The 26887-nt window shown below is 66.7% G+C and carries 25 protein-coding genes and 1 riboswitch; of the genes, 17 read left to right on the plus strand and 8 right to left on the minus strand.

Translation table 11 applies throughout. The features are described 5' to 3' along the window. Window positions 1-136: 136 nt before the first annotated feature. The 5 genes from ACZYSP_RS04540 to ACZYSP_RS04560 all read left to right on the plus strand — a co-directional run bounded on the left by ACZYSP_RS04540 (window position 137) and on the right by ACZYSP_RS04560 (window position 3547). Window positions 137-727: a tetratricopeptide repeat protein gene (locus ACZYSP_RS04540; protein ID WP_093056405.1), complete on the plus strand. Its 591-nt coding sequence runs from the start codon at window positions 137-139 to the stop codon at window positions 725-727. A gap of 61 nt (window positions 728-788) precedes the next feature. Beyond that, complete coding sequence (locus ACZYSP_RS04545; RefSeq protein ID WP_093073673.1) at window positions 789-1397, plus strand: peptidylprolyl isomerase; 609 nt, start codon at window positions 789-791, stop codon at window positions 1395-1397. 32 nt (window positions 1398-1429) lie between these two features. Next, window positions 1430-1942, plus strand: a complete 513-nt coding sequence (locus ACZYSP_RS04550) for a peptidylprolyl isomerase (RefSeq protein ID WP_093056403.1) — start codon at window positions 1430-1432, stop codon at window positions 1940-1942. A 19-nt stretch (window positions 1943-1961) separates the two neighbouring features. Next, window positions 1962-2738, plus strand: coding sequence for a UDP-2,3-diacylglucosamine diphosphatase (locus ACZYSP_RS04555; protein ID WP_093073671.1), 777 nt, complete (start codon window positions 1962-1964; stop codon window positions 2736-2738). Window positions 2739-2755: 17 nt separating this feature from the next. After that, window positions 2756-3547 carry a M90 family metallopeptidase gene (locus tag ACZYSP_RS04560; protein ID WP_093056401.1) on the plus strand — a complete coding sequence of 264 codons (792 nt, stop codon included), beginning with the start codon at window positions 2756-2758 and terminating at the stop codon, window positions 3545-3547. A gap of 113 nt (window positions 3548-3660) precedes the next feature. Here the strand turns inward: ACZYSP_RS04560 and ACZYSP_RS04565 are convergent, their stop codons facing one another. Both ACZYSP_RS04565 and ACZYSP_RS04570 read right to left on the minus strand, forming a co-directional pair. Continuing rightward, window positions 3661-6531: a DUF349 domain-containing protein gene (locus tag ACZYSP_RS04565; RefSeq protein ID WP_093055964.1), complete on the minus strand. Its 2871-nt coding sequence runs from the start codon at window positions 6529-6531 to the stop codon at window positions 3661-3663. A gap of 214 nt (window positions 6532-6745) precedes the next feature. Continuing rightward, a complete protein-coding gene (locus tag ACZYSP_RS04570; RefSeq protein ID WP_093073669.1) occupies window positions 6746-10561 on the minus strand; it encodes a DUF748 domain-containing protein in 3816 nt (1271 codons plus the stop codon). 736 nt (window positions 10562-11297) lie between these two features. Between ACZYSP_RS04570 and ACZYSP_RS04575 the strand changes: the two genes are divergently transcribed. The 3 genes from ACZYSP_RS04575 to nrdR all read left to right on the plus strand — a co-directional run bounded on the left by ACZYSP_RS04575 (window position 11298) and on the right by nrdR (window position 14047). Further along, window positions 11298-12137 carry a lytic transglycosylase domain-containing protein gene (locus ACZYSP_RS04575; protein ID WP_093055958.1) on the plus strand — a complete coding sequence of 280 codons (840 nt, stop codon included), beginning with the start codon at window positions 11298-11300 and terminating at the stop codon, window positions 12135-12137. A 30-nt stretch (window positions 12138-12167) separates the two neighbouring features. Further along, window positions 12168-12293, plus strand: a riboswitch (ZMP/ZTP riboswitch). 41 nt (window positions 12294-12334) lie between these two features. Next, window positions 12335-13579: a serine hydroxymethyltransferase gene (gene glyA / locus ACZYSP_RS04580; RefSeq protein WP_093073667.1), complete on the plus strand. Its 1245-nt coding sequence runs from the start codon at window positions 12335-12337 to the stop codon at window positions 13577-13579. Window positions 13580-13603: 24 nt separating this feature from the next. After that, window positions 13604-14047 carry a transcriptional regulator NrdR gene (nrdR, locus tag ACZYSP_RS04585; protein ID WP_007836918.1) on the plus strand — a complete coding sequence of 148 codons (444 nt, stop codon included), beginning with the start codon at window positions 13604-13606 and terminating at the stop codon, window positions 14045-14047. A 35-nt stretch (window positions 14048-14082) separates the two neighbouring features. On the opposite strand, the gene ACZYSP_RS04590 is transcribed toward nrdR, so the two are convergent. The 6 genes from ACZYSP_RS04590 to ACZYSP_RS04615 are packed head-to-tail and all read right to left on the minus strand — an operon-like array spanning window position 14083 to window position 20308. Continuing rightward, window positions 14083-14544: a type IV pilin protein gene (locus ACZYSP_RS04590; protein ID WP_093073665.1), complete on the minus strand. Its 462-nt coding sequence runs from the start codon at window positions 14542-14544 to the stop codon at window positions 14083-14085. 13 nt (window positions 14545-14557) lie between these two features. Next, on the minus strand, window positions 14558-17737 hold the full coding sequence (locus ACZYSP_RS04595) for a pilus assembly protein (RefSeq protein WP_489012974.1): 3180 nt from the start codon (window positions 17735-17737) through the stop codon (window positions 14558-14560). Between the two features lie 18 nt (window positions 17738-17755). After that, a complete protein-coding gene (locus tag ACZYSP_RS04600) occupies window positions 17756-18463 on the minus strand; it encodes a pilus assembly PilX family protein (RefSeq protein WP_093073661.1) in 708 nt (235 codons plus the stop codon). After that, window positions 18460-19269 (minus strand): PilW family protein, encoded by an 810-nt coding sequence (locus ACZYSP_RS04605; protein ID WP_093073659.1) that lies wholly within the window; start codon window positions 19267-19269, stop codon window positions 18460-18462. Before ACZYSP_RS04605 ends, ACZYSP_RS04600 begins: the two co-directional genes overlap by 4 nt. Continuing rightward, window positions 19266-19808 carry a type IV pilus modification protein PilV gene (gene pilV / locus ACZYSP_RS04610; RefSeq protein WP_177192732.1) on the minus strand — a complete coding sequence of 181 codons (543 nt, stop codon included), beginning with the start codon at window positions 19806-19808 and terminating at the stop codon, window positions 19266-19268. Before pilV ends, ACZYSP_RS04605 begins: the two co-directional genes overlap by 4 nt. After that, window positions 19808-20308, minus strand: a complete 501-nt coding sequence (locus tag ACZYSP_RS04615; RefSeq protein ID WP_093073655.1) for a GspH/FimT family pseudopilin — start codon at window positions 20306-20308, stop codon at window positions 19808-19810. Before ACZYSP_RS04615 ends, pilV begins: the two co-directional genes overlap by 1 nt. Window positions 20309-20366: 58 nt before the next feature. Between ACZYSP_RS04615 and ACZYSP_RS04620 the strand changes: the two genes are divergently transcribed. From ACZYSP_RS04620 to tolQ, 9 genes are read left to right on the plus strand one after another with little or no spacing between them, the layout of a single operon-like run. Continuing rightward, window positions 20367-20519 carry a hypothetical protein gene (locus tag ACZYSP_RS04620; RefSeq protein ID WP_354336324.1) on the plus strand — a complete coding sequence of 51 codons (153 nt, stop codon included), beginning with the start codon at window positions 20367-20369 and terminating at the stop codon, window positions 20517-20519. Then, window positions 20516-21637, plus strand: coding sequence for a bifunctional diaminohydroxyphosphoribosylaminopyrimidine deaminase/5-amino-6-(5-phosphoribosylamino)uracil reductase RibD (gene ribD / locus ACZYSP_RS04625; protein WP_436318303.1), 1122 nt, complete (start codon window positions 20516-20518; stop codon window positions 21635-21637). Before ACZYSP_RS04620 ends, ribD begins: the two co-directional genes overlap by 4 nt. 43 nt (window positions 21638-21680) lie before the next feature. After that, window positions 21681-22346 (plus strand): riboflavin synthase, encoded by a 666-nt coding sequence (locus ACZYSP_RS04630; RefSeq protein ID WP_093073651.1) that lies wholly within the window; start codon window positions 21681-21683, stop codon window positions 22344-22346. Continuing rightward, the gene (gene ribBA / locus ACZYSP_RS04635; protein ID WP_093073649.1) at window positions 22343-23497 is read left to right on the plus strand and encodes a bifunctional 3,4-dihydroxy-2-butanone-4-phosphate synthase/GTP cyclohydrolase II; all 1155 of its coding nucleotides are present in this window, start codon (window positions 22343-22345) and stop codon (window positions 23495-23497) included. Before ACZYSP_RS04630 ends, ribBA begins: the two co-directional genes overlap by 4 nt. A 6-nt stretch (window positions 23498-23503) precedes the next feature. Next, complete coding sequence (gene ribH, locus ACZYSP_RS04640; protein ID WP_093055938.1) at window positions 23504-23965, plus strand: 6,7-dimethyl-8-ribityllumazine synthase; 462 nt, start codon at window positions 23504-23506, stop codon at window positions 23963-23965. After that, complete coding sequence (gene nusB / locus ACZYSP_RS04645; RefSeq protein ID WP_007837974.1) at window positions 23962-24507, plus strand: transcription antitermination factor NusB; 546 nt, start codon at window positions 23962-23964, stop codon at window positions 24505-24507. The genes ribH and nusB overlap by 4 nt, the downstream gene beginning before the upstream one ends. Then, window positions 24504-25700, plus strand: coding sequence for a pyridoxal phosphate-dependent aminotransferase (locus tag ACZYSP_RS04650; protein WP_093073647.1), 1197 nt, complete (start codon window positions 24504-24506; stop codon window positions 25698-25700). The genes nusB and ACZYSP_RS04650 overlap by 4 nt, the downstream gene beginning before the upstream one ends. After that, entirely contained in the window at window positions 25697-26155 is a 459-nt protein-coding gene (gene ybgC / locus ACZYSP_RS04655) for a tol-pal system-associated acyl-CoA thioesterase (protein ID WP_093055934.1), read from the plus strand. Before ACZYSP_RS04650 ends, ybgC begins: the two co-directional genes overlap by 4 nt. After that, the gene (gene tolQ / locus ACZYSP_RS04660; protein ID WP_093055932.1) at window positions 26152-26874 is read left to right on the plus strand and encodes a protein TolQ; all 723 of its coding nucleotides are present in this window, start codon (window positions 26152-26154) and stop codon (window positions 26872-26874) included. Before ybgC ends, tolQ begins: the two co-directional genes overlap by 4 nt. Window positions 26875-26887: the final 13 nt, after the last annotated feature.

The raw sequence follows: 26887 nt of genomic DNA on the forward strand, positions 1-26887 counted from the left end.
GGGACTGTGGTCGCGAGGGGTTGGACATGGCCCCTCGGCTACAATGAAACCAAGTATAAACGGCTGCCACCGCGCAGCGTTCGGGTGTTCCCCAAGCCCGCAAGCCTGCATCTCCCCCCATTTCCGCCGAGGCTTCATGAAGCACGCCGCATTCTCCAGACTCTCCATTGCCTTCGCACTGCTGTTCAGCCTGTGGGGCTCCGCCGTGCACGCCAACGAATACGACGACGTGAACGCGCTGCTGCGCCAGGGCAAGTCGAACGAAGCGCTCGCCAAGGCCGACACCTACATCGCCGGCAAGCCGCGCGACCCACAGATGCGCTTCCTGCGCGGCGTGATCCTCACCGAGCAGAACAAGCAGGCCGAGGCCATCACCGCCTTCACGCAGCTCACGCAAGATTTCCCCGAGCTCTCCGAGCCCTACAACAACCTGGCCGCGCTGTACGCTTCGCAAAGCAAGTTCGACCAGGCGCGCAACGCCCTCGAGCAAGCCCTCAAGCTCAATCCGAACTACGCCACGGCACACGAGAACCTCGGCGACGTGTACGCCCGCCTCGCGGCGCAGGAATACGTGCGCGCGCAGCAGTTCGCCAGCACCAACGCCAGCGTCGCGCCCAAGCTCGCGCTGATCCGCCAGATCTTCAGCTCGAAGGCCGAAGCCGAAGCGGCCGCCCTGCCCGCGCCGCCGGTGGTCATCCGCAAGCCGGTCGGCCGCACCAGCAAGTAATCGCCGCCGGCATGGGCGCCCGCAGGGTGCCAGCCGCGCAGCCCCGTCCCTTCATCCGCACATGGAGCCCCGTTTGACGATCCACACCCTGTCCCGTTTCAGCCGCCGTAGCGCCCTCGTCCTGGCCGCCGCACTCACGTTCGCCGCCACGGGCTATGCACAAACGGCCGCGGCACCGCGCGTCAAGCTCGCCACCTCGGCCGGCGACATCGTGGTCGAGCTCGATGCAGCCAAGGCGCCCAAGTCGGTCGAGAACTTCCTGCAGTACGTCAAGGACAAGCACTACGACGGCACGGTGTTCCACCGCGTGATCGACGGCTTCATGATCCAGGGCGGCGGCTTCACGGCCGACCTGCAGCAAAAGCCCACGCGCGCGCCCATTCCGCTGGAAGCGAGCAACGGCCTGAAGAACGACAAGTACACGATCGCCATGGCCCGCACCGGCAATCCGAATTCCGCGACCTCGCAGTTCTTCATCAACGTGAAGAACAACGACTCGCTCAACGCGCCCAACCCCGACGGCTACGGCTACACCGTGTTCGGCAAGGTCGTTGCCGGCACCGACGTGGTCGACAAGATCCGCGCGGTGGCCACCGGCAACAAGGGCGGCATGCAGAACGTGCCGCTCGAAGCCGTCACCATCAAGTCCGCCACGCTGCTGGCGAAGTAATCCCTTTCCCCCTTTCTCAAGCAGGAGCCCTCATGAGCAACCCCCAAGTCGAACTGCATATCAAGAACTACGGCGTGATCACGCTCGAACTCGACGCCGCCAAGGCGCCGAAGTCGGTCGAGAACTTCGTCTCGTACGTGAAGAAGGGGCACTACGACAACACGGTGTTCCACCGCGTGATCCCCGGCTTCATGGTGCAAGGCGGCGGTTTCGAGCCCGGCATGAAACAAAAGCCCACCGACGCCGAGATCCAGAACGAAGCCAACAACGGCCTGAAGAACGACAACTACACCGTGGCAATGGCCCGCACCAGCGCGCCCCACTCGGCCACCGCGCAGTTCTTCATCAACGTGTCCGACAACGGCTTCCTGAACCACACCGCACCTTCGGCCCAGGGCTGGGGCTATGCCGTGTTCGGCAAGGTCATCAACGGCACCGACGTGGTCGACAAGATCAAGGCCGTGAAGACGGGCCGCAAGGGTTTCCATGACGACGTGCCGCTCGAAGACGTGGTGATCGAAAAGGCCGTTGTCACCGCTGAATGACGAACAGGCGCGACGCGGCATGACGACTGTGGCGAACCCGGCTTTTACCGAGCTGGTGGCGCCGCCCGCGTGGCGCACCGTCGACCTGATTTCCGACCTGCACCTGCAGGCCGGCGAGCCCGCCACCTTCGAGGCCTGGCAGGGCTATCTGCAGACCACGCCTGCCGACGCACTGATCATCCTCGGCGATCTGTTCGAAGTGTGGGTCGGCGACGATTCGGCCACCCTCCCCGGCTTCGAGGCGCAGTGTGCCGACTTGCTGCGCCGCACCGCTCAGCGGCTGCCGGTGTTCTTCATGCACGGCAACCGTGACTTCCTCGTCGGCCCGGCGTTCGCGGCGCAATGCGGTCTCACGCTGCTCGACGACCCGACAGTGCTCGTGCTGCACGGCCAGCGCTGGCTGCTGAGCCACGGCGACATCCTCTGCCTGGAAGACACCGAGTACCTCAAGTTCCGCGCGCAGGTTCGCACGCCCGAGTGGCAGGCCGCGTTCCTCGCAAGGCCGCTGGAAGAGCGCCGCGCGCTCGCGCGCTCCATGCGCGTGCAGAGCGAAGACCGCAAGCGCAATCCGTCGACCGTCTGGGCCGATGTCGACACGGCCGCCGCACGCGAGTGGCTGCAACAGGCAAACGCCAGCACGCTGGTGCACGGCCACACGCATCGCCCCGCCGATCACGACATGGGCAACGGCCTGCGCCGCGTCGTGCTGAGCGACTGGGATGCTGCTGCCCATCCGCCGCGCGCGCAGCTGCTGTGCCTCTCCACCGCCGGCGCGCAGCGCGTCGATCTGCGCTAGCCGCGCCGCCGCCAGCAATGTTCAAGTGGCTGCGCCGCCTGCGCGCCCTGCCCCCGATTCCTGAAGCCGCCTGGCAGGCCGCGCTCAGGCGCTACGCCTTCCTGGGCGCACTGCCGGACGCCGACCGGCAACGCCTTCGCACGCTGACGGCCGAGTTCCTGCGCGACAAGGAATTCCACGGCGCCAAGGGCTTCACCATCACCAATGAAGTGGCCCTGGCCATCGCGGCCCAGGCTGTGCTGCCGGTGCTGCACCTCAAGGGCGGACTGAACTGGTACGACGATTTCGTCGGCATCGTCGTGCACCGCTCCGAGGTGGTAGCGCGACGCAAGGTGGTCGACGAGGCCCAGGTGGTGCACGAGTACGGCGAAGTCGTGGCTGGCGAAGCGATGGAGCGTGGCCCCGTCATGCTGAGCTGGGACGACGTGCTGGCGAGCAGCGTCACCAGCGAGCGCGGCTACAACGTCGTGATCCACGAGTTCGCCCACAAGATCGACATGCGCAGCGGCGACGCCAACGGCTGCCCGCCGCTGCCGCCCGGCTTTGCGGGCCAGCGCAACGCGCGCGCGGCCCGCAAAGCCTGGCTCGCCGTGCTGCAGTCCGCCTACGACGACTTCCGCGAGCAGACCATCAAGGCTGAGCGCTTCGGCACCGAGCCGCCGTGGCTCGACGCCTATGGCGCCACGTCGATCAGCGAATTCTTCGCGGTAGCCTGTGAGGCCTACTTCGTGAGCCGTCCCAACTTCGCTCGCGACTTCCCCGGCGTGCTCGCGCTCTTCGATGAATTCTTTCTGCCCAGAAGGCCCTGACACCTGAACAGGGGGCAGTCGATTTGCAGCAGCTGCCCCAAAGAAAAAGGCGCCCCGCGGGGCGCCTTTTTCATGGCCATCGATATCTGGCCGGAGGCCTTGGAGGTTGCCCCTTACTTGCGCAGCAATGCCTTCAGCGCATTCTGCAGACGGCGCGCACTGGAAGCATCGTGCGCCGCGGCCAGCACCTTGCCGGCATCCTGGCCCCAGGTCTGGGCCGGGGCCGGATCGCCACGCTTCGTCAGCAGCTTGAGTTGCAGTGCACGGCGCGCGTCGAGTTGCTCGGCAGGCGTCGGCACTTCGGCGGCCATTTCGAGACGCAGCAGCGCTTCGGCGGCATCGTTCGCGGCGGCCGTCGGCGCAGAGCCGATGGCCTGCGACCATCCAGTGCGCACCGCGGGCGTGACCGCGCGGCCCAGTTCCTGGATGCTCGGCAAGCGGCTGGCGTCGCGCTGTTCCCATGCGCCCAGCACCTGCGTCAGGGCTTCGCCATGCGCTTGTGCTGCGAGCTTGCGCAGCGCCATGTCGGCGCGTTCGAGCGCTTCGCGCTGCGCACGGAAGGCTGCGTCGCCGAGGCGCGGACCGCGATCTTCGAAGCGCGGCGGACGATCGCCGAAGCGGCCGGCTGGTGCACCGCGATCGCCACGCGCGTCGCCACGGGGCGCCCCACGGTCGCCGCGATCACCAGGGCGACCCGGGCCACCGGCACCAGGACGTCCGCCATCGCGACGGTCACCGAAACGGCCACCGGCACCGCGGGCTGCAGGCGCTGCTTCGGCTTTCTTGCTGCTCGGGCGGTCGTCGCCACGCATGGCCACGACTGGCTTCGGTGCGGGCTTCGGCGCCGCGGCTGGCGCTTCCGCAGCGGCGGCTTCGCCGGCGTCATGCGCCTCGCCATCGGTGCGTGCCGAAGCATCGGCGCCGTCGGCGGGAGCCACGAGATCGGCCGAAGCGGCGGGCGCTGCATCGGCGGTCGTGCCGGGCGAGGCTTCCGCATCGCTCGGGCTCGGTGCCTGCTCGGCGCTTTCGCCGAATTCGGCAGCCGCCTGCCCCGGGGCCACGACCTCGGTCGCGCCGACCGATGGGCCGTCGGTCGCGACAGCGGCTTGCTCGGCCTTCGGCGCGGGCGGCGGTGCCTCGCCGCGCAGCGCGCCTTCCAGGCGGGCAATGGCGGCACGGATCTTCTGCACGTCACCGCCGGCATTGGCTGCGTCGAGCGCCTTGGACGCCTCGAGCACATAGCGGTCGTGCTCGCTCATCGCGGCCGACGCCTTTTCGCGCTCTGCCGTCTTGCGGTTGAAAGCTTCGTCGATGGGCGCGCGGAACGCGTCCCACAGCTTCTGTTCGTGGCGGCGGTCGAGCGGCACGCTCTGCGCCTCGGCCTGCCAGCGCTGCTGCAGCGCCTTCACGGCGTCGATGCGCAGCATCGGCTGGGCGCCGAGTTCAGCCGCCTCGGCGATCATGGCCTGGCGGCGTTCGACGCTGGCCTTCTGCGCCGTCTCGAACGGAGCGCGGGCCGCGCCGAAGGCTTCGTTCCACAGCGGCTGCAGCTCTGCGAACACCTTTTCGCCCACGTGGCCGGCATCGCGCCAGCGGTCGGCAAACTGGTGCAGCGCGCGGTTGTGCGCCTTCAGGTCGGTGGCGCCGGCATGCTCGGCGGCCCAGGCCTTGACTTCCTCGATCAGCGCGACGCGGAGCGCGCGATGCTCGGCCGCATCGGCGCGAACCTTTTCGAGCCAGGCCTCGACCACCTTGTGGGCTTCGTTGCAGGCTTCGTCGAAGCGCTTCCAGAGCGCGTGGTTCGGCACGCCGCCCTGGTCGGCCTGCTTCCACTGGTCGCGCAGGGCGCGCAGCGTTTCCTGCATCTTGCGACCACCAAGGGCCTGGCCTTCGGGGCGCTTGAGCAGGCCTTCGGCCTTGGCGACGAGGTCTTCGCGCACCTTGTCGGCGCTCCAGCGCTGCCAGCCTTCGAGTTCGCCGGCTGCCACCAGCGCGGCATGCACGCGGGCTTCGAGCGGCGCTTCGACCAGCTTGCCGTGCTCCTTGAGCACGGCGCGCAGCGCGGCAGCCGCGCCGGCGCTGGCCTTGCCATGGCCTTCGGCGGTTTCCTGTTCGAGCTTGGCGAGCGCAGCCTGCACGGCGTCTTGCGCGGCGGCGCGCACGGCCGGATCGACCTTGGGTGCGGCGGGGCGAGCAGGCGCGGCGGGCTTAGGTGCCACGACCTCACCGCGCGCGGCGCGCAGTTCGTCGGCCCACACGGGCACTGGCGGCAACGGCGCAGCAGCATCGGCGGCAGCAGCAAGGGCCTGGGCCAATGCGCTGTGGAACGCATCGGACACCACCAGCAGTTGCGACTTGGACGATTCGAGCTGCGGCGCGAACTTGGCGTCGAGGCTGGTCCAGTTGGCGTCGGTCGTGATTTCGGCCGCCTGCTGCTGCCAGTGGGTCACGTCGGCGCGCAGCGATTCTTCGGCGGCCTGGGCGTCCTGCCAGCCCTTGGTGGACAGCACTTCGAAGCGCTGCGCCAGCAGCACGGCGGCTTCACGGTGCACCTGGGCGCGGTGCTGCAGGTCTTCGATGCCCTTGACGCGTTCGGCCAGCTTGAGCTTCAGGCCGGCCAGCGGCTCGCGCGACAGCGGCGCGCCGGCCTTGGCGGCGTCGCGCTGCCAGGCCAGCGCATCGGCGATGTTGAGCTTGGACTGGCCCAGCAGGGCTTCGGCCTTTTGTGCCCATTCGGCGGCAATGGCTTCCTGCCCCTTGGCGCGCTTGAGTTCGTCGAGCTTTTCGCGCAGCAGGCGCGCGGCGCCCTTGTCACGACCGCTCAGCTCCTTGAAGACCTCCTGCATCTGCTCGGCAGTGGGAGTGCCCGCGAGCCAGTCGCGGATGCGCGCGGCGCGCTCGCCGGAAGTCGGCGCGGTGAAGGCGCCGCCGGTGAGCGTGTCGAGGGCCTGAAGGTCGTGTGGCTTGGAAGAAGTAGAGGTCACTGCGCGAAATCGTTGTCTTGGTAGAGAAAGCGAAGGCGCCGGCAAAGGCCGGCGCACATCGACATTTTCACCCACTTGCGGCTGGCCATTGAATTCCGTCCAGAAACGGTGGCGTACGCGGGGTTGTGGGCGTGGAGGTTAACGGACTACATATATAGCAAGCTGGAGAAAAAAACCAAGTCCGCGGACCGGATCCTGATCGGGTCGTCGCGCCTCACTTCATGGTCAGGCTGAGCTCGGCGCCCGGCTTCCAGTCGCTGCCGCTGGCACTTGTGCGCACGGCTCCCAGGAAGAGGCGCTCGCTCGGCAGCTTCTTCGCGAGCAGGTAGTCGCGCACGGCCGCGCCGCGCTCGACCGCCAGCTGGCGCATCGACTCCTCGTCGACCGGCACGCTGGCGAACAGCAGTTTTTCCATGTCCGGCACGGGCAGGTCTTTGGCCAGGCCGACGAGGTTGCGCGGCTTGGTGATGTCCGCGCGCTTGTACACGGCGGTCAGCAGTTCGGGGTATTCGGCGTCGGTGACGGGTGGCACGTCGGTGCCGGTCTGGCCGCCGCGCACCGCAACGCGGCGCTTCTCGGCGTAGGCGAGCTGGCGCACGCGCTGGCGCTGGTAGGCGTCGCGCTCCTTCTCGAGGCTGGAAGTGCCGATCACCGTCATCTGCAGCGTGGTCCGGTCGGTCAGCGCCTTCGCGACCTTGTCCAGGCCTTCTTTCGCGGCGGCGCTCAGCTCGGAACTGCCGGGCTCGAAGGTGATGGCACTCGATTCACCGCTGCCGCCGCCCAAACCACCGGTAAGCAGGCTGAACGGTGCCGTCACGGCCTTGACGATCAGGTTGACCACGGCCTTCCAGATCAGCGGGCCGACGCTGAACTGTGGATCGTTGAGCGAGCCGCTGAGCGGCAGGTCGACGTCGATCACGCCGTTGCGGTCGGCCAGCAGGGCCACGGCCAGCTTCACCGGGAGGCTGGCAGGCGCGCCCGCCACCTCGTCGCCGAACTGCAGCTGGTTGAGCACCAGCTTGTTGGTGGCCGTCAGCTGGCCATCGGGCGCGACCTTGTAGTTGACGTCCATGCTCATCTTGCCGCGCTCGATGCCGTGGCCAGCGTAGCGCACCGAGTACGGCGACAGCGGGGCCAGGTCGAGATCGCGCATCTTGGCGGTGATGTCGAGTTCGAGCGGTTTGGCCAGCGGGTTGAGCTTGCCGGTGATTTCCAGCGCGGCTGTCTGCTGCGCCTTGCCGCGCAATTCGAGGTCGGCCAGCGCGGGCCGGCCGCTCTCACCCTTCGGCGGGTTCGACGAGAACGAGCTGAGCTTGCCGGTCAGCTCGCTGAGGTCGGCCGAGTAGTTGGGCTTGACGAACAGGTCAGTGAAGTCGATCTTGCCGTTGACCAGGCTCATCGGGCCGAAGTTGATGACGGGCGCGGGGCCGCTGTCCGCCTGCGCGGTGGCGACTGGCGCGGCGGCTGCCACCGGCTTGGCCGGCTCGGGCGCTCCCCCGACCATGTTTTCGGCCGACACCGGTGCGCCGCCCGAAGGCCTCGCCGGCACGGCTCGTGTCGTGGTGGTCGTGCCGCCCGGGCCCTTGCGGGTGGAGGCTTCGCCCGCTGCCGCAGTGGCGGCGTTGGCTTGTGCCTCGCCCTTCTTGGTCAGGTTCAGCAGGTTGAGCCGGCCGGTGGGGTCGATGATCACGCGGGCGAAGAAGTCGGTCAGCGTGGTCTCGCGCACGTCCACGTTCGGCGGCGCGTTGGGCGCCATGCTGACCTGCAGGCCGCGCAGGCTCAGCGTCTTCCAGCTCAGCAGCTGGTTGGTGTTGCGGTCGAAGCCGGGCGACTGGGTGAGCGAGACACTGTTGGCGCGGAAGTCGTCGAGTGCGGTGTCGCCCGACAGCTTGATGCTCATGCCCGCCGGCAACGTCGCATAGCGCACCGTGCCGCGATAGCTCGCGAAGGCGCGGCGGATGTCGACGTTGAGCGCATCCGCGTAGTAGGCCTTGAAGGTATGGGCGGGGAACGACACCACCTCCAGCCGGCCCTCGGCCGCGAGCGGCTTGAGCACGACATTGCCCTTGTAGTCGAAGCGCCCCGGGTCGGAGCGCCCTGAACCGATGCGGCCGGAAACTTCGAGCGGCGAGGTCGTATTGGTGTCGGGCGCGATCTTCTGGGCGTGGAGCTTGAAGGCAGTGACTTCCACGGTCACCGGGTTCGCGCCGGCCTTGTCCGCATAGGAGAGCGCGCCGTTGTCGACCGCCAGCGTGCCGATGGTCAGCGCCCAGGGCTTGGTGTTGGCGCCGGGCTGCGGCGTTTCGGCAGCCGCAGGCTTGGGGGCAGCGACCTTCGCTTCGGCTTCCTTGGTGCCGCCGCCGGCCGGCGTCTTGAGCCAGCGCTCGAACATCCAGCGTTTCTCGCTGTCGCGCTCCACGCGCACCTTGGGGTTGGTCGCGGTGAACGAGGCCACATTCAATGTGTGCTTCGTCATATCGACCTCGGCGTCGACCAGTTCGAAGCGGCCGACGCTGGCCAGTGCGGTCTTGGCCTGCGTCAGCGCAAGCCCGTCAGCGGCCAGGCGGCGCGCCTTGAACTTGAGATCGGGCTGGGCCCAGGCGATGTCGATCTGCCCGCTGAGCTTGCCATCCAGCGTGGGCTCCAGGCTCTGCGCCAGGTAAGGCGCGGCCAGCGACAGCGGCAGCGCGTCGACCTCGGTCTGCACGTCGGCCACCTTGTCTGTAGCGCTGCCCTTGAACTTGAGCGAGGCGCCGGCAATGGCCGTGCTGCCATTGAACTCTGCCGGCTTTTCCATCGGCCAGGTGACGCCGGTGACGTCGATGCCGAGGTCGGTCACGTCGACGGCGGCAGCGGGATTGACGGTTTCGTCGCGCCAGCCGATGCGCCCGCCGTTCAGGGCCACCTTGTCGACCTGCACCTTCAGAACGGGCTTTGGTGCCGGCTTGCCGGCCGGTGCGCTCGCTGCCGCGGCGGGCGGTGACGCGACCTTCTCGGTCGCGCCGGTGGCCGGGTCGGTGGCCAGCAGATTGAGCTTTCCGGCCGCGTCGCGCGCCACCGCCAGTTGCGGCTTGACCAGCGCGACTTCGCTCAGATGAAACACCGACTCCAACGGGCGCACGTCGGCCAATGCCAGCTTGAGCGAATCGAAGGCCAGCAGGTCGCGGCCACGCGCATCGGCCACCTTGGTGGCATGCGCCTCGACCGTGCCGGTGATCTTCAGCCCGGTGGTCGCGGCTTGCTCGAAGCCGATCTTCAGGTCGGCATCGAGGCTGCCTGCCTGGAGTTTCACCGGCAGGCCGCCCGGGATGTAGCCAAGGTACGGCACGAGGTCCAGCCCCTTGAACTGCACGTGGGCGTCGGTCTTGCGGTTGTCGGAGAAGGGTGTGGTGAAAGCCGCCGAGTCGAATTTGCTGCCGTTGAGCGCGAAGGCGAGCTTGGGCTCGGTGTTGATGTCGCGCTTGGAATCGAGGTTGCTCAGGAAGGGCACCTTGAGCACGAAGTCGCGCAGCTCGTGCTTGCGCTTGACGGTCTGGTCGTCGAAGTCGACCGAGCCGCCATTGATTGCGATGTTGTAGATGGCAAAGCGCGCCGGCTTGGCGTTCGGGTCGGGCGGCGGGCCAGCCGAGAGCTTGGCAAGGATGTCGTCGATGTCGTATTTGCCGTCGGCCTGGTGCGTGAGCAGGATTGCAGGCCCGTCGACCGTGACCGCGTCGATCACTGGTGCGAGCCGGAAGATCGACTGCAGTTCGGCGTCGGCGTAGATGCGGTTGATGGCCACCTGCGACTTGCTGCCATCCGCGGTGGCAATGCGCAGGTCGTTCAGCGTGAGTTCGAGCGTCCAGGGCTTGAAATCGATCTTGCCGACTGTTACCTGCCGCCCCAGCTTCTCGCTTGCGATCTTCTGAAGCTGGCTCTTGGCAATCGGCGGCACCGCCAGCCAGGCAATGACCCAGAAGGCCAACAGAACCAGCACCGCGACGATCCCACGTCGCACCCATTTGTTTTGTTTGATCGAAGCTACGTCCATCGCCAGAGTGTGCCGCAAACAAGCGGCAACGCGAGGTACGCAAAAAGGACGCAAGCCCACCTCCGGAAGAAATGCCAGAAACACCGAGGAACCGGCTTTGCCGGGCCTCAAGTGTTGCCCCCGGCAGGGGGTAGGAGAAGCGACACGAAGTGCGCGCGGCCTGGGGGCAAGCCAAAAGAAAGCCCGGTGATTCGACGGAGTGTCTAGTCACCGGGCTTGATGGCGGGCACAAAACCCATGCCATCGATTCGCGCGACCGGAAGTCAATGGTTCCTGCCGTGCTGGCAGCAAGAGATTGCCACCGTGGATCCTCGGACGCTGAACCCTTGACTTGCACCTCGGGCTGCCGGACCTCGGAAAAACACCTGAAAAGCTCAGGCCCGTCCAGATTAGGCGTCGCACCCTCGGATTGCAAACGCGTTTTACAAAGGGATTTCCCCTAAGCCGAAACGCCTCGAAACGGCAACTTTTTTAAACAACTATTAGCATAACGAAGCAAGTCCTTATGCTTGACCGGGTATTTAGCCACGCTAGAATCCGCCCTGCTCTGATCGCCCGACGCGGCAGAGCCACCCTGAATCCGCTGCCGAACTCCCCCGGCTTGATCAGGTCGCCGCGCCCCTAACCCCCTTCACTCCATGCGCGGAGCCTGATTCGTACCAATCCAAGCGCCGCTGCCTTCATCCATCGCCTTCCGTGGCGTTGCGACTCGGGTGCCGCACAGAAAGGAAGAGCGATGAACAAGGCGTTTGATGTCACGGCCCGCGGGCTAAGGACCTTCGTGTCCGATGTGGCAGACGGCTTTTTTGAAATCACCCACAACGGGTTTGCACTGGTCGGCCTGGCCATTGTGTTCGCGGCCCTCGCCCTCGTGGCGCGGCCCGACCTGCGCAAGACCGGCGAGGAACAACTGATGGGCTGGCTGCAGTCGCGCAAGCCTGCGCCTGAAGTCACCGATCTCGAGCCCACCGCCATCGAGCGCACCACGGCCGCGAGCCCCGCCGACCTGCCCAAGCAGCAGGCCGCCGTGGCTTACTGGCTGAGCAAGAAGTACCGCGTGGCCGCCGAGCCGCTGAGCGTGCTCGTGGCCGAGGCCTATGGCATCGGCAAGCGCACGAAGATCGACCCGACCCTGATCCTCGCGATCATGGCCGTCGAATCCAGCTTCAACCCGTTCGCCCAGAGCCAGGTCGGCGCGCAAGGCCTCATGCAGGTCATGACCCGCGTGCACGGCGACAAGTACGAAAGCGCGGGCGGCACGCTCACCGCCTTCGACCCGGTGACCAACATGCGCGTCGGCGTCAAGGTGCTGCAGGAATGCATCTCGCGCGCCGGCTCCCTCGAAGGCGGCCTGCGCTACTACGTGGGCGCGGCCAACCTCGAGGACGACGGCGGCTACGCCGCCAAGGTGATGGCCGAGCACGAACGCCTGCTGCAGGTGGCCAACGGCCGCGCGCCGTCGACGGTCACGCCGCCAACCGTGCGTCCGCAGCCGATCCCTGTGGCAACACCGCCCAAGCCTGCCGAAGAACGCACTGAGCCGGCCAAGGTGGCCCTGCTCTCCTCCGTTTCCTGAAGAGGTTTCGGGCCGGGTGTAAGCTACACTCGGCGGGTACGCGACTGGCGATAGGCGCAGCACCCGAACACGGTGCCACGCGCTGACGTGGAATACCACTGGGAAGCGTACCGCCTGACCACAACAGGCGTTCAGCCGTTCGCCTGGGCAGCCCTTGTTTGGTTGAAGAACAAGGACCTCGTCTTCAAAGGACTGCCATGTACCAACGCAACATCCTGGTCGAACAGACCGATCCCGAAATCTGGGCCGCGATTCAAGCCGAAAACGCGCGCCAGGAACATCACATCGAGCTGATCGCCAGCGAGAACTACGCCTCGCCGGCCGTCATGGCTGCCCAGGGCTCGCAGCTCACTAATAAGTACGCCGAAGGCTATCCGGGCAAGCGCTACTACGGCGGCTGCGAGCACGTCGACGTGGCCGAGCAGCTGGCCATCGACCGCGTCAAGCAGATCTTCGGCGCCGACGCCGCCAACGTGCAGCCGCATTGCGGCGCCTCGGCCAACGAAGCCGTGATGCTCGCCTTCCTGAAGCCCGGCGACACCATCATGGGCATGAGCCTGGCCGAAGGCGGCCACCTGACCCACGGCATGCCTCTCAATATGAGCGGCAAGTGGTTCAACGTCGTGAGCTACGGCCTGGACGCCAACGAAGCCATCGACTACGACGCGATGGAACGCAAGGCGCACGAGCACATGCCCAAGCTCATCATCGCGGGCGCCTCGGCGTATTCGCTGCGCATCGATTTCGAGCGCTTCGCCAAGGTGGCCAAGGACGTCGGCGCGATCTTCATGGTCGACATCGCCCACTACGCAGGCCTCGTGGCCGCGGGCGTGTACCCCAACCCGGTGCCGCATGCCGACGTGGTCACCTCCACCACCCACAAGAGCCTGCGCGGCCCGCGCGGCGGCATCATCCTGATGAAGTCGCAGCACGAGAAAGCAATCAACAGCGCCATCTTCCCCGGCCTGCAAGGCGGCCCGCTGATGCACGTGATCGCCGCCAAGGCCGTCGCGTTCAAGGAAGCCATGGCGCCCGAGTTCAAGGCTTACCAGCAACAGGTGGTCAAGAACGCCCAGATCGTGGCCGACACCCTCACCCAGCGCGGCCTGCGCATCGTGAGCGGACGCACCGAAAGCCACGTGATGCTGGTCGACCTGCGCGCCAAGGGCATCACCGGCAAGGAAGCCGAAGCCGTGCTGGGCAGCGCCCACATGACGATCAACAAGAACGCGATCCCCAACGACCCGGAAAAGCCGATGGTCACCAGCGGCGTGCGCATCGGCACCCCCGCCATGACCACCCGCGGCTTCAAGGACGAAGAGGCCCGAATCACCGCAAACCTGATCGCCGACGTGCTCGAGAACCCGCGCGACGCGGCGAACATCGACGCCGTGCGCGCCAAGGTTCACGCGCTGACGAGCCGCTTCCCTGTCTACCGCTGATTCCGAGCAAGAAGACCTGACCGCATGAAATGCCCTTTTTGCGGTCATCTTGAAACGCAGGTCGTCGAGACCCGCGTTTCGGAAGACGCCGACTTTGTCCGCAGGCGCCGCCAGTGCAGCGCCTGCGACAAGCGCTTCACCACCTACGAGCGGCCCGACGTCAACTTTCCCGTGGTCGTGAAGAAGGACGGCAGCCGCGCCGACTTCGACTCGACCAAGGTTCGCGCCTCCATGATGCTGGCGCTGCGCAAGCGCCCGGTGAGCATCGAGCAGATCGACAACGCCCTGCTGCGCATCGAGCAGAAGCTGCTGGCCAGCGGCCTGCGCGAAATCGACTCGACCAAGGTCGGCGAACTCGTCATGCGCGAACTCAAGAAGCTCGACAAGGTCGCCTACGTGCGCTTTGCCTCGGTGTACCGCAGCTTCGAGGACGTGGACGAGTTCAGGCAGTTGCTGCGCGACATCTGAGCCGCGTCGGCAACGGCCGTACTCTCACAGGCACCTCAACGGTTCCAGCAAAGCTGCACCAGCGCACTCGAAGCGTCGGTGCTGCTGCCCGCCAGCTTGACGCCCAGCTGGTTGACCGTGAGGGTTCCGCACTCGTCATTGCGCGAAGCCCCCGCTGGAACGGCTTGCAAGGTGTAGCTGGTCTCGTTTCTTGCGACATAGCTGATGGAATAGTTCGCCGTGCCGGACGACGGCGACTGCCCCAGTCCGGCCGGCAGCGCGACGGTCGTCGGCGGATAGCGTCCGTTGGCGGTCATGTAGCGCTCGGTCCACTGCGCCGCCTGCAACAACTGTTGTTTGGCATCGGCGCGCTTGGCCCGCAGCACGTAGCGCGTGTAGTTCGGGTAGGCGATGGCGGCGAGGATGCCGATCACCGTCGTCACGATCATGAGTTCGATCAGCGTGAAGCCGCGCGAGCGGCCCCGTCTACCAGTCTGTGTCCTGGATTGCTTTTTCATGGTTCTCCTCCCTTCAGTCGGTCGACATCAGGCTGCGCCAGCCGAAGCGGCGCACGACGTCGGGCCGTGTCAACGTCTTGCACTCTCCGGCGGCATTGCAGATCACGTCTTTGCCCTTTTCCTTGTTCTTCGGCTGAAGAACCATGTCGTCCTTGCCGGAGCGATTCCGGAAGCCGGCATAGGCCCCCACCGCGCCGGAAGTGGAATACGCAATGCCCTCGGGCGCCGAGCCGCTGAAGAAGTCGATTACCAGCGACCAGCCGTCGTCGCCCGTTCCGGCGGTGCAGGTGACCGAATTGCTGACTGAGCCGGGAATGGTGCTCGAGAACAGCCCGATGCCGCTGGTCAGCACATCACCCGGATAGACGACACGCTCTCCCGACGCAGGCAGCTTCAGGTGCCAGCCGCGCTTGGCCTCCGAGCCGGTGTAGCTCACGGCGTTGTGGGAGACGGTGCGCAACTCGGCATCGCCCTCCTCGACCGGTGTGGCGCCGATGGTCTGCACCACGAGGTCGTTCCTCGTCGCGGTGCTCGAGCTTCCGTTGACCGGGTCCCAGATGCCGTACAGGTACTGGTCGGCGGTCGAGCGCTCGTCGCCGGAGGCGAACAGCCGACCGGTGCCGAACACCACCATGTAGCCACCGCGCGGATGCCCCACAACCACCGGCGCCGTCGTGATCGGCTGGCTGGCGCCGGCCGCGAACAGCGGCTTGTTGTCGAGGCCGGACGGGGTCGCGGCCCCGGTTGCGGCCGGACGATTCGAGCTGAGAGGCCCCATCGTGGCTTTCCACTGACGGCTGTCGGTGCCGCCGAGGTCGAACTTCCAGAGATTGCCGAGCAGGTCTCCGGCGTAGACAAGGTCGACCTTGCCATCGCCATTGAGGTCCACCGGACGTGGCGCGGACAGGCCGTTGCCCGTGTCCTTCTCCTGCGTGACCGGCGCCGGAATCTTGAGCACCGCCTTGTCGCCATCGAGATACTGGATCCACAGCACCGCCTTCTCGCTCTTGCTGTTGTAGCCGTTGCCCAGGATCAGGGCCTTTCGGTCGTTGCTCAACTGGGCGACCTGCAGCGCCCGCCCCGAGAAGGAATCGAGCGCAGGCTGCTGGAACTGATGGCCCAGGTCGTCGTCCGCAAGCGCGGTCGTGTCGATCAGCGCGACGCTGGCGGCCTTGCCCTCGTCGACGCTCTCGGGCCTGGTGGCGTCGAGCACGAAGTAGCCTTTGCCACCCGCGCCCAGCGTGCCCACGAGCAAAGACTTCCAGTTCGCCGCCTTCTGCTCGTCGGTCGTCTTGGCCGAGGATGTCGGCCCCATGTAGATGTCGGCGACGAAGGCACTGCCGTCGACGTAGTACCGGTGGGTGTAGCCGCCTTCGCTGAGCCGCTTGAGATTCGGCGCCGCCGCCGTGCCGTAGAGGCCTTCGGGCACGTAGGCGAACGCCTCCTTGCCGGAGCTCGCGTTGAAAGCATGCAACATGCCGTCGTTGGCGCCGACATAGACCATCGGCGCGCGGGGGATGGCCGCGAACGCCGCATAGGCGTTGCCAGTGAAGCCACTCTTCGGCTGTCCCGCGTACCAGACGCTGGAGCCCACGATGTCGCCGAGCACATGGCCGCGCTTGCGGAACTGGCGGCCGGCGCCCTCGTTGCTGCGGTCGCCGCGCAGGAAGTCGAGCACGGCCCGGCCGAGGGCGGTGCTCTCGGCGTCGGTGTCGGTGCTGGCCTTGAGCGCGGCCCTCTGCGCGTCGCCCAAGTGGGCCCACCTGAACGGCACGCCCGCGCCGGTGGTCGCTGCGCGGCCCGCCGACGCAGCCGTGGTGCCGGAGAAGCTGAGTACAACGCGGTCCCGGTCGTGTGCGCCAGTGCTTGCCATGCGGGTATCGAGCAGGTCGCGCGCCGACCAGTCGGCTTTGGCAGCAAGCCTGCCGTCGGTGCCGAACTTCGTGGCGCTGAGTCTGCCGGACCAGTCGGCCGTGTCGTAGCCGGCCTGATAGACGGAGGTGCCTGTCGAGACTCGGGAAGCGCTGGCGGAAATGGAGGTCAGCGGGGTGCCGGTGTTGACCAGGACCTGTCCAAGGATGGATTTGAAGGCGCTGCTCAGGGCTTTGGCATTGGAAGCCGGCGTGAACGTGCCACGGCTGTTCAGGGCGGCATGCCAGAGGTCCATGCGTGCATTGCCACTGAACGGATCCAGCCATTGGATCGAGCCGTCGACCACGCCGGCATAGTCTCCGCTGTAGGTGGGGTGCAATGCAGTCGTCGAGATTTTCGGTCGCGACCACCAGTCACCCGCAGCACCGAACCCGATGAAGTGGGTCGTCAGGTGCTGCCAGGTGGCCGGATCATTCTTGGGATTCCAGTACTCGGGAACCTTGGCACGCCCCACTGTCACATCGCCCGGTTCGGCAATGATCTTCTTCAGGTTGTTCGGCACGCCTGGTTGCAGATCGCGGGCCCAGTACTCGAAGGTCAAGTCAGCGAGCGTCGGGCGCTTCATCCTCCCGAAGTTGTCGGCATAGGGTGCGTGCGGCGCGTAGAGGGTGCCGTCCGGGAGCCGCCGGTGCGTGCCGTCTTCGTTGGCGACGATGGGCATGAAGCTCTCCAACCCCGAGGGAGGCCAGTAGTCGCCATCTGTCATGAAGATGTGGAACGACCTGCGGCAACCCGACTGCGGGGCTCCGGCCACACCCGGATCATCCGAGAAGGGGCTGTGCTGGCCGGTGATCTGCATGTACTCGCCGGCACGGGTCATCATTTCGTGAAGAGGCGTGCCCCCCGTCGCCTGAACGGCATTGACCCAGGCCATGAAATTGGCGCGGTGAGTCCGGTCCAGCGAACGCATCAGGTTCGCGTTGACACGTCCGCCGATCCTGCAAGGAAGCGCGGCGCTTCTGAATGCAGCGCAGTTGCGATCACTGCGATCGTCGTTCAGCGCCTGCCAAGCGAGGCGGATGCGGTGATCGGGAATGTTAGCCTCGGAGAAGTTCTCCCTGAGAGCAGCCTGCAGGGCAGCCATACCGCTGCCGTACATGCTTCCGGAGTTGTCGACGGAAACGATCACGTTCGGCGCCGGCTCCGCGACCGCGGCATTTCGCGGCACCTGCGCCAGCGGATACTGCGCGGCGTGCACGACGGTCTGTGCCAGCACCAGGCCGGACACGACGGCGCGTCCCGGCAGCTTCCTGATCCTCATCTCTTTCTCTCCCTATATTCAGTTCACCCCGGAGACCGGGTCCGGATCGAAGGACACCTGCAGCTCGACCTTCGTCGCATCCCCTTTGCCGGTGCCGCTGCGCGCTCCCGTGGCAGTCGCCGTGATGCGATACAGCGGGTATTTGCTGTTCCTTCGATCGATCACCTCGATCCAGTACCTGGCGCCGCGCAGCGCCGGACTGCCGGCACTGGGCGCTCCGGTGAACTCGCCGTACCTGGCGTACTCGGCCTTGTAGGCATCGCCGCGCCAGAAGCGGTAGGCCTCGCTGCCGGCGGCGGCGGCGACCGAATCGGGTTCGGAGAAATAGCAGATGCCCCGCTCGCAGCTGTTGGGGCCGTCGTTCATGTAGGCGGTGACCCAGCCCGTATCCCGGTCGGGAAAGACGCGGCCGTCTTCTGCCTTGCGGCAGCGCGCCGCGGCAAGTGCCGAACACGCCACGTAGGTCTTGCTCGCGGAATCGAAGACCAGTTGCCGGATGTCGCGCTCCGCATCCAGCAGCGCTGCCTCGGCAGCCTCGAAGGCGCGCTGGTATTCGCGCTGGTTGCCCGCCATCGACTCGAGAAGCACCGCGGTGCGCGCGCCACCGATCAGCAGCAGGGCCGAAAGCAGCAGCATGATCATCACGATGAACAGCGTGAAGCCATGCTGCGCCGGCAGTTCGCCGGCCAGCCTGCGGGCGGGACCTGTCGCCTTCGCCGTGCTCACAACGCCCCCAGGTCGTTTCGCAGCGAGAACACTGCCGTGTAGACGCGCCGCAGCCTGCCGTCGCCGCTCGTCTTCGAGACCCCGTCGCAGTCGACATGGCTGCCTGCAGGGTTGCTCCTGGAGGTGCCTGCGAGTTGCATGCAGATGCGAACCGTGCGGACGTCGCGGAAGCCCTCATCGACGTCGTCGGCCGTCACGTAGCGCACCACCTGCCGGCTTCCGGATGTGGCGCTGACCCCATACATGACGTCGAAACGCTCCACACCGTCGATGACCGGCTGCGGGGTCGTATTGCCGCTGCCCCGGCACCTGAGCACGCCGTCCGACACGGAGAACTCGCTGGTGATGAGCCGCGCGTTGCCCTGCGCTTCGGGGGCGGCCCTGTCGTATTCGCCGCCCGAAGACCGCCCTGGCTCCTGACCCAGGCAGTCCTTGAAATAGTCGGGGTTCGGTGCATAGCCCAGCTTCAGCTTGTCATTGGCGGAGCCTCCCGCAGACTCCACGCCCTTGATCGCGAAGAAAGCCCGCTCGTCGTTCAGGTTGGTGCCCCGGTCGGCACTGACGTTGAAGTAGTAGAGCGGCTCAGTGGGATCGATGGGGATGTAGCCGGCCTGCCGTATCTGCTGGCCCAGCATCCTGAAGGCCAGCGCCGAGGACTGGTTGAGCGTGTTGACGTCGTCGCCGGTCATGGCGGCGCTGCGCGTGCCGAGCATGGCCGCGATCGCGGCCAGCACGATCAGCATGCCGACGACCAGCGCGACGAGGAACTCGACCAGCGTGAAGCCGGATGGCGTTCGGCGCTTCATGGCTGCGGCACCGCGACGGCGACTTCGAGGCAGGCCTTTCCCGTGGGGCACTGCCAGTTCGGGTCGGGTGCGATGGGGTTGAGCACCGCCGGCTCGTCCCAGGCAACGTGCATGAACAGCATGCCGCCCGCCGTCGCGCTGGCCCTCACGTCGGCCACCCCGCCGGGCAAGGCGGCAGCTATCGCGCGCTTCCAGCTCCACAGATCGTGCGCCGCGAGTTCGGCGGCGTTGCAGGCCGCCCTGCCCCCCTCGCAAGAAGGGCTGGGCCGGTCGGCTGCTGCAGCCGACCAGTCTGACACGTACCGGCTGGGCTTCGCCGCCGCTGCTGCGGGATTGGCACGGATGCGATCGGCCATGTCGCCGGCCAGCTGCATTGCGAAGTTCTGGTTGCTTGCGCCGACGCTGTCGACCAGCACGCGAACCTGGAAACCGGCCAGCGCCAGCAGGCCCAGCGAGAGCACGAGCAGCGCGACCAGCGCTTCGATCATCGAGAAGCCCGACTGCACCCGATGCCGCCGGCGAACGCAAAGACGCTGCATCAGCACGAGCCGTCTCCCTTCCCCAGCCGTACGCGCCCGCCGAGCGCGAGGCATACCGCAACGATGTTGGATGAATCGGCGCTGTCGGCCGGACGAAGGCGAAAACGGCCCGCGCCGGTCGAGTAGCCCATGGGGTCGAACGACATGGCGCCAGCCGCGCCCTTCTCGATGGAGACACGGCCGTCGGGGTCCTGGCGCTTGAGGATTTCGGCGGCGTCGCCGCTTCCGACCAGCGTCTCCCAGCCGCAGCTCCAGTCCCGGCCCTGGCACCCCGTGCGCTGCTGCATGGTCACCTTCACCCCTCGGCGAGCCGCCTCGGCGCGGGCATCGGCGATGCTCGCCATCAGCGCCTTGGCCATGGCTTCGACCCGATACCGTTCGACGAGGCCGTTGAAACTCGGCAGCGCCATTCCCAGCATCACGGCCATCAGTACGATCACGACCATCATCTCGATGAGCGTGAAGCCTCGTTCGGACGCGCAGAATCCGTTGTTGTCCATGTCGTGCCGCCCGCCGCCTTGCACCTGTGTGCCGGACGGGCGCTCCTCCCTGATTTCGATGGGTGCGAATTCTATTTTTCCGATTTCCCGTTGGCCGGCCAATAACGCCAATTGCGCGACAGACGGTCAAAACAAATGGATTGGCGGCGAATTGTTTTCAATGGATTTCAAAATTGACATTTGCAAGGCAATTGATTTAACAAAAGAATGACAAAAGAAAATCCGAATTTCATGATTCAGGCCCTGGATCTCGCGCGCCAGGCCGGCCCGGAGACCGATCCGAACCCCCGCGTCGGCTGCGTGCTGGTGGCGCCCGACGGCACGGTGATCGGGAGGGGCCACACCCAGCAGGTCGGCGGTCCGCATGCGGAGGTGATGGCGCTGCGCGATGCGGCGGCGCGCGGCAATTCGGTCGCCGGCGCGACGGCCTGGGTCACGCTGGAGCCCTGTTCGCATCACGGCCGTACAGGCCCGTGCTGCGATGCCCTGGTCGCGGCCGGCATCGGCCGGGTCGTGGCGGCGATGGCCGATCCCAACCCGCTGGTTTCGGGCCAGGGCTTCGAGCGGCTGCGTGCCGCGGGCGTGGCGGTCGAGGTCGGGCCTGGAGCCGATGAGGCTCGGGAGCTCAACCTCGGCTTCTTCAGCCGGATGGTCCGCAAGACGCCGTGGGTGCGGCTCAAGGCGGCGGCCTCGCTCGACGGCAAGACCGGCCTGCGCAACGGCGTGAGCCAGTGGATCACCTCCGAGCCGGCACGCGCCGATGGCCATGCCTGGCGGGCTCGCGCCAGCGCAGTGCTGACCGGCGTGGGCACGGTGCTGGAAGACGACCCGCGCCTCGACGTGCGGCTGGTGCAGACCACGCGCCAGCCGCGCGTCGTGGTGATCGACAGCCAGCTGCAGACGCCCCCGGCTGCGACGCTCTTCATGCCCGGCCGCGCGGTCTGGATCTACGCCGCCAGGCAGGACGAACAGAAGGCCGCCGCGCTGGAGGCGCGCGGTGCAACCGTCACCTACTTGCCGAATGCGCAGGGCAAGGTCGACCTCGCTGCGATGCTGAAGGATCTCGCCCGCCGCGAAGTCAACGAATTGCATGTCGAGGCCGGGCACAAGCTCAATGGCTCGCTGCTGCGCGAAGGGCTGGTCGACGAGCTGTTGATTTACCTGGCGCCCAAGCTGATCGGCGACGGGCTGGATATCGCCTCGGGCATCCACGTCGGCGGCGCATTGACCGAATTGACGGGCGCTCTTCCCCTCGAATTCCGCGGCTTCGAGCAGATCGGGCCCGACCTGCGCATCGTGGCCCGAGTCGCCGGAAGGGACACCTTCTGACGTTTAGCCCGAAGCCCCTCTCGTTCTCTGCGAAAATGCCGAGATGTTCACCGGAATCATCACCGGCGTGGGGCGCATCGCCGCCATCCACGACCTCGGCACCTCCTCCTCCTTTGGCAAAAGACTCAGCATTGCGGTGCCCGACGGGTATCTCGATGACGTGGGCCTTGGCGACAGCATCGCGCTCAACGGCGCCTGCATGACCGTCACCACGCTCGCTCCCGAGCGACAGCAGTTCACCATCGACATTTCCGCCGAGTCCCTCGACAAGACCGCGGGCCTGACCGACGAGGGCAGCCGCATCAACCTCGAAAAGGCCCTGCGCGCCAGCGACCGTCTCGGCGGCCACATCGTGTCGGGCCATGTGGACGGCATCGGCACCGTGAGCTTCTTCGAGCCCATCGGCGAAAGCTGGGAACTGCGGGTGGTGGCACCGCCCGCGCTGGCCCGCTTCCTCGCCTACAAGGGCTCGATCACCGTCAACGGCGTGAGCCTCACCGTCAACAAGGTGAACGACATCGAAGGCGGCGCCGAGATCAGCATCAACCTGATCCCGCACACCGTCGAAAACACTTCCCTCGGCGGCCTGAAGGCCGGCTCGAAGGTCAACCTCGAAATCGATACCGTGGCGCGCTACGTGGAGCGCATGCTTCAGGCGGGCGTGCTGGTGCCCCCCTCTTCCACGTATTCCAAGGACACAGCCGAATGAACGCCTCCGTCACGCCGATCGGCGCTCCCCGCGCCGCGCGCGCCCCAGCCCCGATCTCGTCGGTCGAGGAAATCGTGGCCGAGCTTGCCGCCGGCCGCATGGTGATCCTGGTCGACGAGGAAGACCGAGAGAACGAAGGCGACATCGTCGTCGCGGCCGACCACATCACGCCCGAGGCCATCAACTTCATGGCGCGCCATGCCCGCGGCCTGATCTGCCTGACGCTGTCGCGCGAGATGTGCGAGCGGCTGCAGCTGCCGCCGATGGTGCAGCGCAACGGCGCCAAGCATTCGACCGCGTTCACCGTTTCCATCGAAGCGGCCGAAGGCGTGACCACCGGCATCTCCGCCGCTGACCGCGCCCGCACCGTGCAGGCCGCCGTGGCACCCAACGCCGTAGCTGCCGACCTGGTGCAGCCCGGCCACATCTTCCCGCTGCAGGCAGTGGACGGCGGCGTGCTGATGCGCGCCGGCCATACCGAAGCCGGCTGCGACCTCGCCGCTATGGCCGGCTGCTCGCCCGCCTCGGTGATCTGCGAGGTGATGAACGAAGACGGCACCATGGCCCGCTTGCCCGACCTGCAGATCTTCGCGGCCGAGCACGGCCTCAAGATCGGCACCATCGCCGCGCTCATCGAGCACCGCAGCCGCGTCGAGTCGCTGGTCGAAAAAGTCGGCTGCCGCGAGATCCAGACCAACTGGGGCGCCTTCACCGCCCACGCTTTCCGCGACAAGCCCAGCCACGGCGTGCACCTTGCGCTGGTACGCGGCAAGTGGGCCCCCGAAGACACGGTGTCGGTGCGCGTGCACGAGCCGCTGTCGGTGCTCGACGCGCTCGAAATCAACCGCTCCTTGCACTCGTGGAGCCTCGACGCCAGCCTTTCGCACATCGCGAACGAGGGCAAGGGCGTGGCCGTGCTGCTGAACTGCGGCGAAACCGCCGGTGAGCTGCTCGCGCAGTTCGACGGCACCGCGCGACCCGCGCAAGCGCCCGAGCGCGGCCGCATGGACCTGCGCAGCTACGGCATCGGCGCGCAGATCCTGCGCGAATGCGGCGTGCACAAGATGAATCTGCTGGGCACGCCGCGTCGCATGCCAAGCATGGCGGCGGGCTACGGGCTCGAAATCGCCGGCTACCTCACGAAAGACTGAACGACCATGCAAGGTTCAAACAAGGGCGAGACAACGCTCAACGGCAAAGGCCTGCGCATCGGCATCGTGCAGGCGCGCTTCAACGCCGACATCACCGATGCGCTGGCTTCGGCCTGCCTCTCGGAGCTCGAGGCGCTGGGCGTGGCTGCCAGCGACATCCATCACCTGCAGGTTCCCGGTGCGCTCGAAGTGCCCGTGGCGCTGCAGGCGCTCGCCGAACGCGGCGGCTACCACGCGCTGGTGGCGCTGGGCTGCATCATCCGCGGCGAAACCTATCACTTCGAACTCGTGGCCAACGAATCGGGCGCGAGCGTGAGCCGCATTGCGCTCGACTACCGCCTGCCCATCGCCAACGCGATCCTCACCACCGAAAACCTCGAGCAGGCCATCGCCCGCCAGACCGACAAGGGCCGCGACGCGGCCCGCGTGGCGGTCGAGATGGCGCAACTGCTGGCCACCCTTTCATGACCGAAGACACCTCCAAGCCCCTCAAGCCCGCTGGCGCCAAGCCGCGCCAGTCGCGCGTCGGCCTCACCAGCACGGGCGCGCGCAAGGCTTCGGCCAAGTCGAACCGCAGCCGCGCGCGCGAGTTCGCGCTGCAGGCGCTCTACCAGCACCTGGTGGGCCGCAACGACCCGACCGACATCGACCATTTCACGCGCGACCTCGCAGGCTTCCACAAGGCCGATGCGCTGCACTACGACGCGCTGCTGCACGGTTCGATCGAAGGCGCCGAGCAGCTCGACGCACTGATCCGCCCCCTGCTCGATCGCAAGTTCGAAGAGATCTCGCCCATCGAGCACGCCGTGATGTGGATCGGCGTGTACGAGTTCCAGAACTGCCCCGACGTGCCGTGGCGCGTGGTGCTCAACGAGTGCATCGAACTCGCCAAGGAGTTCGGCGGCACCGACGGACACAAGTACGTGAACGCCGTGCTCAACGGCCTGGCGCCGCAGTTGCGTCCACTTGAAGTGGAAGCAGACCGCGCTTCGGGGAAAGCAAAGGCATGAGGATTTCGACGCGCGCGCAGCGCATCGAGCCCTTCTATGTGATGGAAGTGGCGAAGGCCGCCAGTGCATTGGCGCGCCAGGTGGCCCACACCGACCGGCCGATGATCTTCCTGAACATCGGCGAGCCCGACTTCACCGCTCCGCCTCTGGTGCAGGAAGCCGCAGCCCGCGCCGTGCGCGCCGGCGCCACGCAGTACACGCAGGCCACCGGCCTCGACCACCTGCGCGAACGCATCAGTGCCTGGTACCGCCAGCGCTTCAACGTCGACGTGCCGGCCCGCCGCATCGTCGTCACTGCCGGAGCCTCGGCCGCCCTGCAGCTTGCCTGCCTCGCGCTGATCGAATCCGGCGACGAGATCCTGATGCCCGACCCGAGCTACCCGTGCAACCGCCACTTCGTGAGCGCGGCGGACGGCAAGGCCGTGCTGGTGCCGACCACCGCCGAAGAGCGCTTCCAGCTCACGGCCGCCAAGGTCGAGGCCGCCTGGACCGACAAGACGCGCGGCGTGCTGCTCGCCTCGCCGTCGAATCCGACCGGCACTTCGATCGCGCCCGACGAGCTGCGCCGCATCCACGAGGTGGTGTCGCAGCGCGGCGGCATCACGCTGATCGACGAGATCTACCTCGGCCTCTCGTACGACGATGCCTTCGGACAGACGGCGCTGGCCATCGACGACAACGTCATCAGCATCAACAGCTTCAGCAAGTACTTCAACATGACCGGCTGGCGCCTTGGCTGGCTGGTGGTGCCCGAAGTGCTGGTGCCGGTGGTCGAGCGCCTCGCGCAAAACCTCTTCATCTGCGCGAGCACGGTGTCGCAGTACGCGGCGCTGGCCTGCTTCGAGGACGAGAGCATTGCCGAGTACGAACGCCGCCGCGCCGAATTCAAGGCGCGCCGCGACTGGTTCATTCCGCAGCTCAACGCGTTGGGCCTGAACGTGCCCGTGGTGCCCGACGGCGCCTTCTACGCCTGGGCCGACTGCACGAGCTTCGCCGAAAAGCTCGGCATCTCGGGCAGCTGGGACTTCGCCTTCGAGACCATGAAGCGCGCCCACGTCGCCGTCACGCCCGGTCGCGATTTCGGCACAGCCGAGACGGCCAAGTTCGTGCGCTTCTCCACTGCCAGTTCGATGGCGCACCTGCAGGAATCCATCGAACGCCTGCGGGCCATGGCAGAGAACCAGGCGCAATGAGCTACGCGTTTCCGATCCGCGTCTACTGGGAAGACACCGACGCCGGCGGCATCGTGTTCTACGCCAACTACCTGAAGTTCATGGAGCGCGGTCGCACCGAATGGCTGCGCTCCCTGGGCGTCGAACAGCGCAAGCTGCGCGAGGAAACGGGCGGCCAGTTCGTGGTGAGCGAAACGCAGCTCAAATACCATCGGCCCTCGCGGCTGGACGACGAACTGCTCGTTACAGCCGATCTTCAACAATTGGGCACTGCGTCGTTGATAATCGGTCAGCGAGTGCTATCAAAAACAGAGCAAGAGCGAACGGGAGCCTCGGCACCCGTCTTGCTGTGCGAAGGCACGATCCGCATCGGCTGGGTGGACGCCGCCACATTGCGTCCCGCACGCATTCCGAAGCAAGTGACGGGAACCCTCGAGCGCTACAGCGGCTCCATGACACAACCTTTCAAGCCATGAACCAAGACCTCTCCATCATCAATCTCCTGCTCCATGCGAGCTTCGTGGTTCAACTGGTCGTGCTGCTGCTGGTGATCGTCTCGATCGCCAGCTGGGCCGCGATCATCCGCAAGTACTTCGCGCTGCGGCGCATGCGTGCCCTCAACGACGACTTCGAACGCGAGTTCTGGTCGGGCACCAGCCTCAATGAACTGTTCGCCTCGGCCGCGCAGAACGCCAAGTTCGCCGGCCCCATGGAGCGCATCTTCGCTTCGGGCATGCGCGAATATCAAAAGCTGCGCGAACGCCACGTGACCGATGCTCCCACGCTGCTCGACGGCGCCCGCCGCGCGATGCGCGCCAGCTTCCAGCGCGAGCTGGACGCGGCCGAGCAGAACCTCTCGTTCCTGGCCACCGTGGGCTCGGTCTCGCCTTACGTCGGCCTGTTCGGCACGGTCTGGGGCATCATGCACGCCTTCACCGGCCTGGCTGCGCTGGCGCAGGTGACGCTGGCCACTGTAGCGCCTGGCATCGCCGAGGCGCTGGTGGCCACGGCCATCGGCCTGTTCGCTGCCATTCCTGCCGTTGTCGGCTACAACCGCTTCGCCCGCGAGATCGACAAGATCGCCATTGCCCTCGAAACCTACATCGAGGAGTTCTCCAACATCCTGCAGCGCAACCTGTCGGCCAATCCGACGGCTGGCGGCGCCGCATCGTCGGTGGCTCCGGCCAACCGCTGAACGGAGGCGCAGC

The sequence above is a fragment of the Variovorax sp. F042 genome (genome assembly GCF_057814215.1).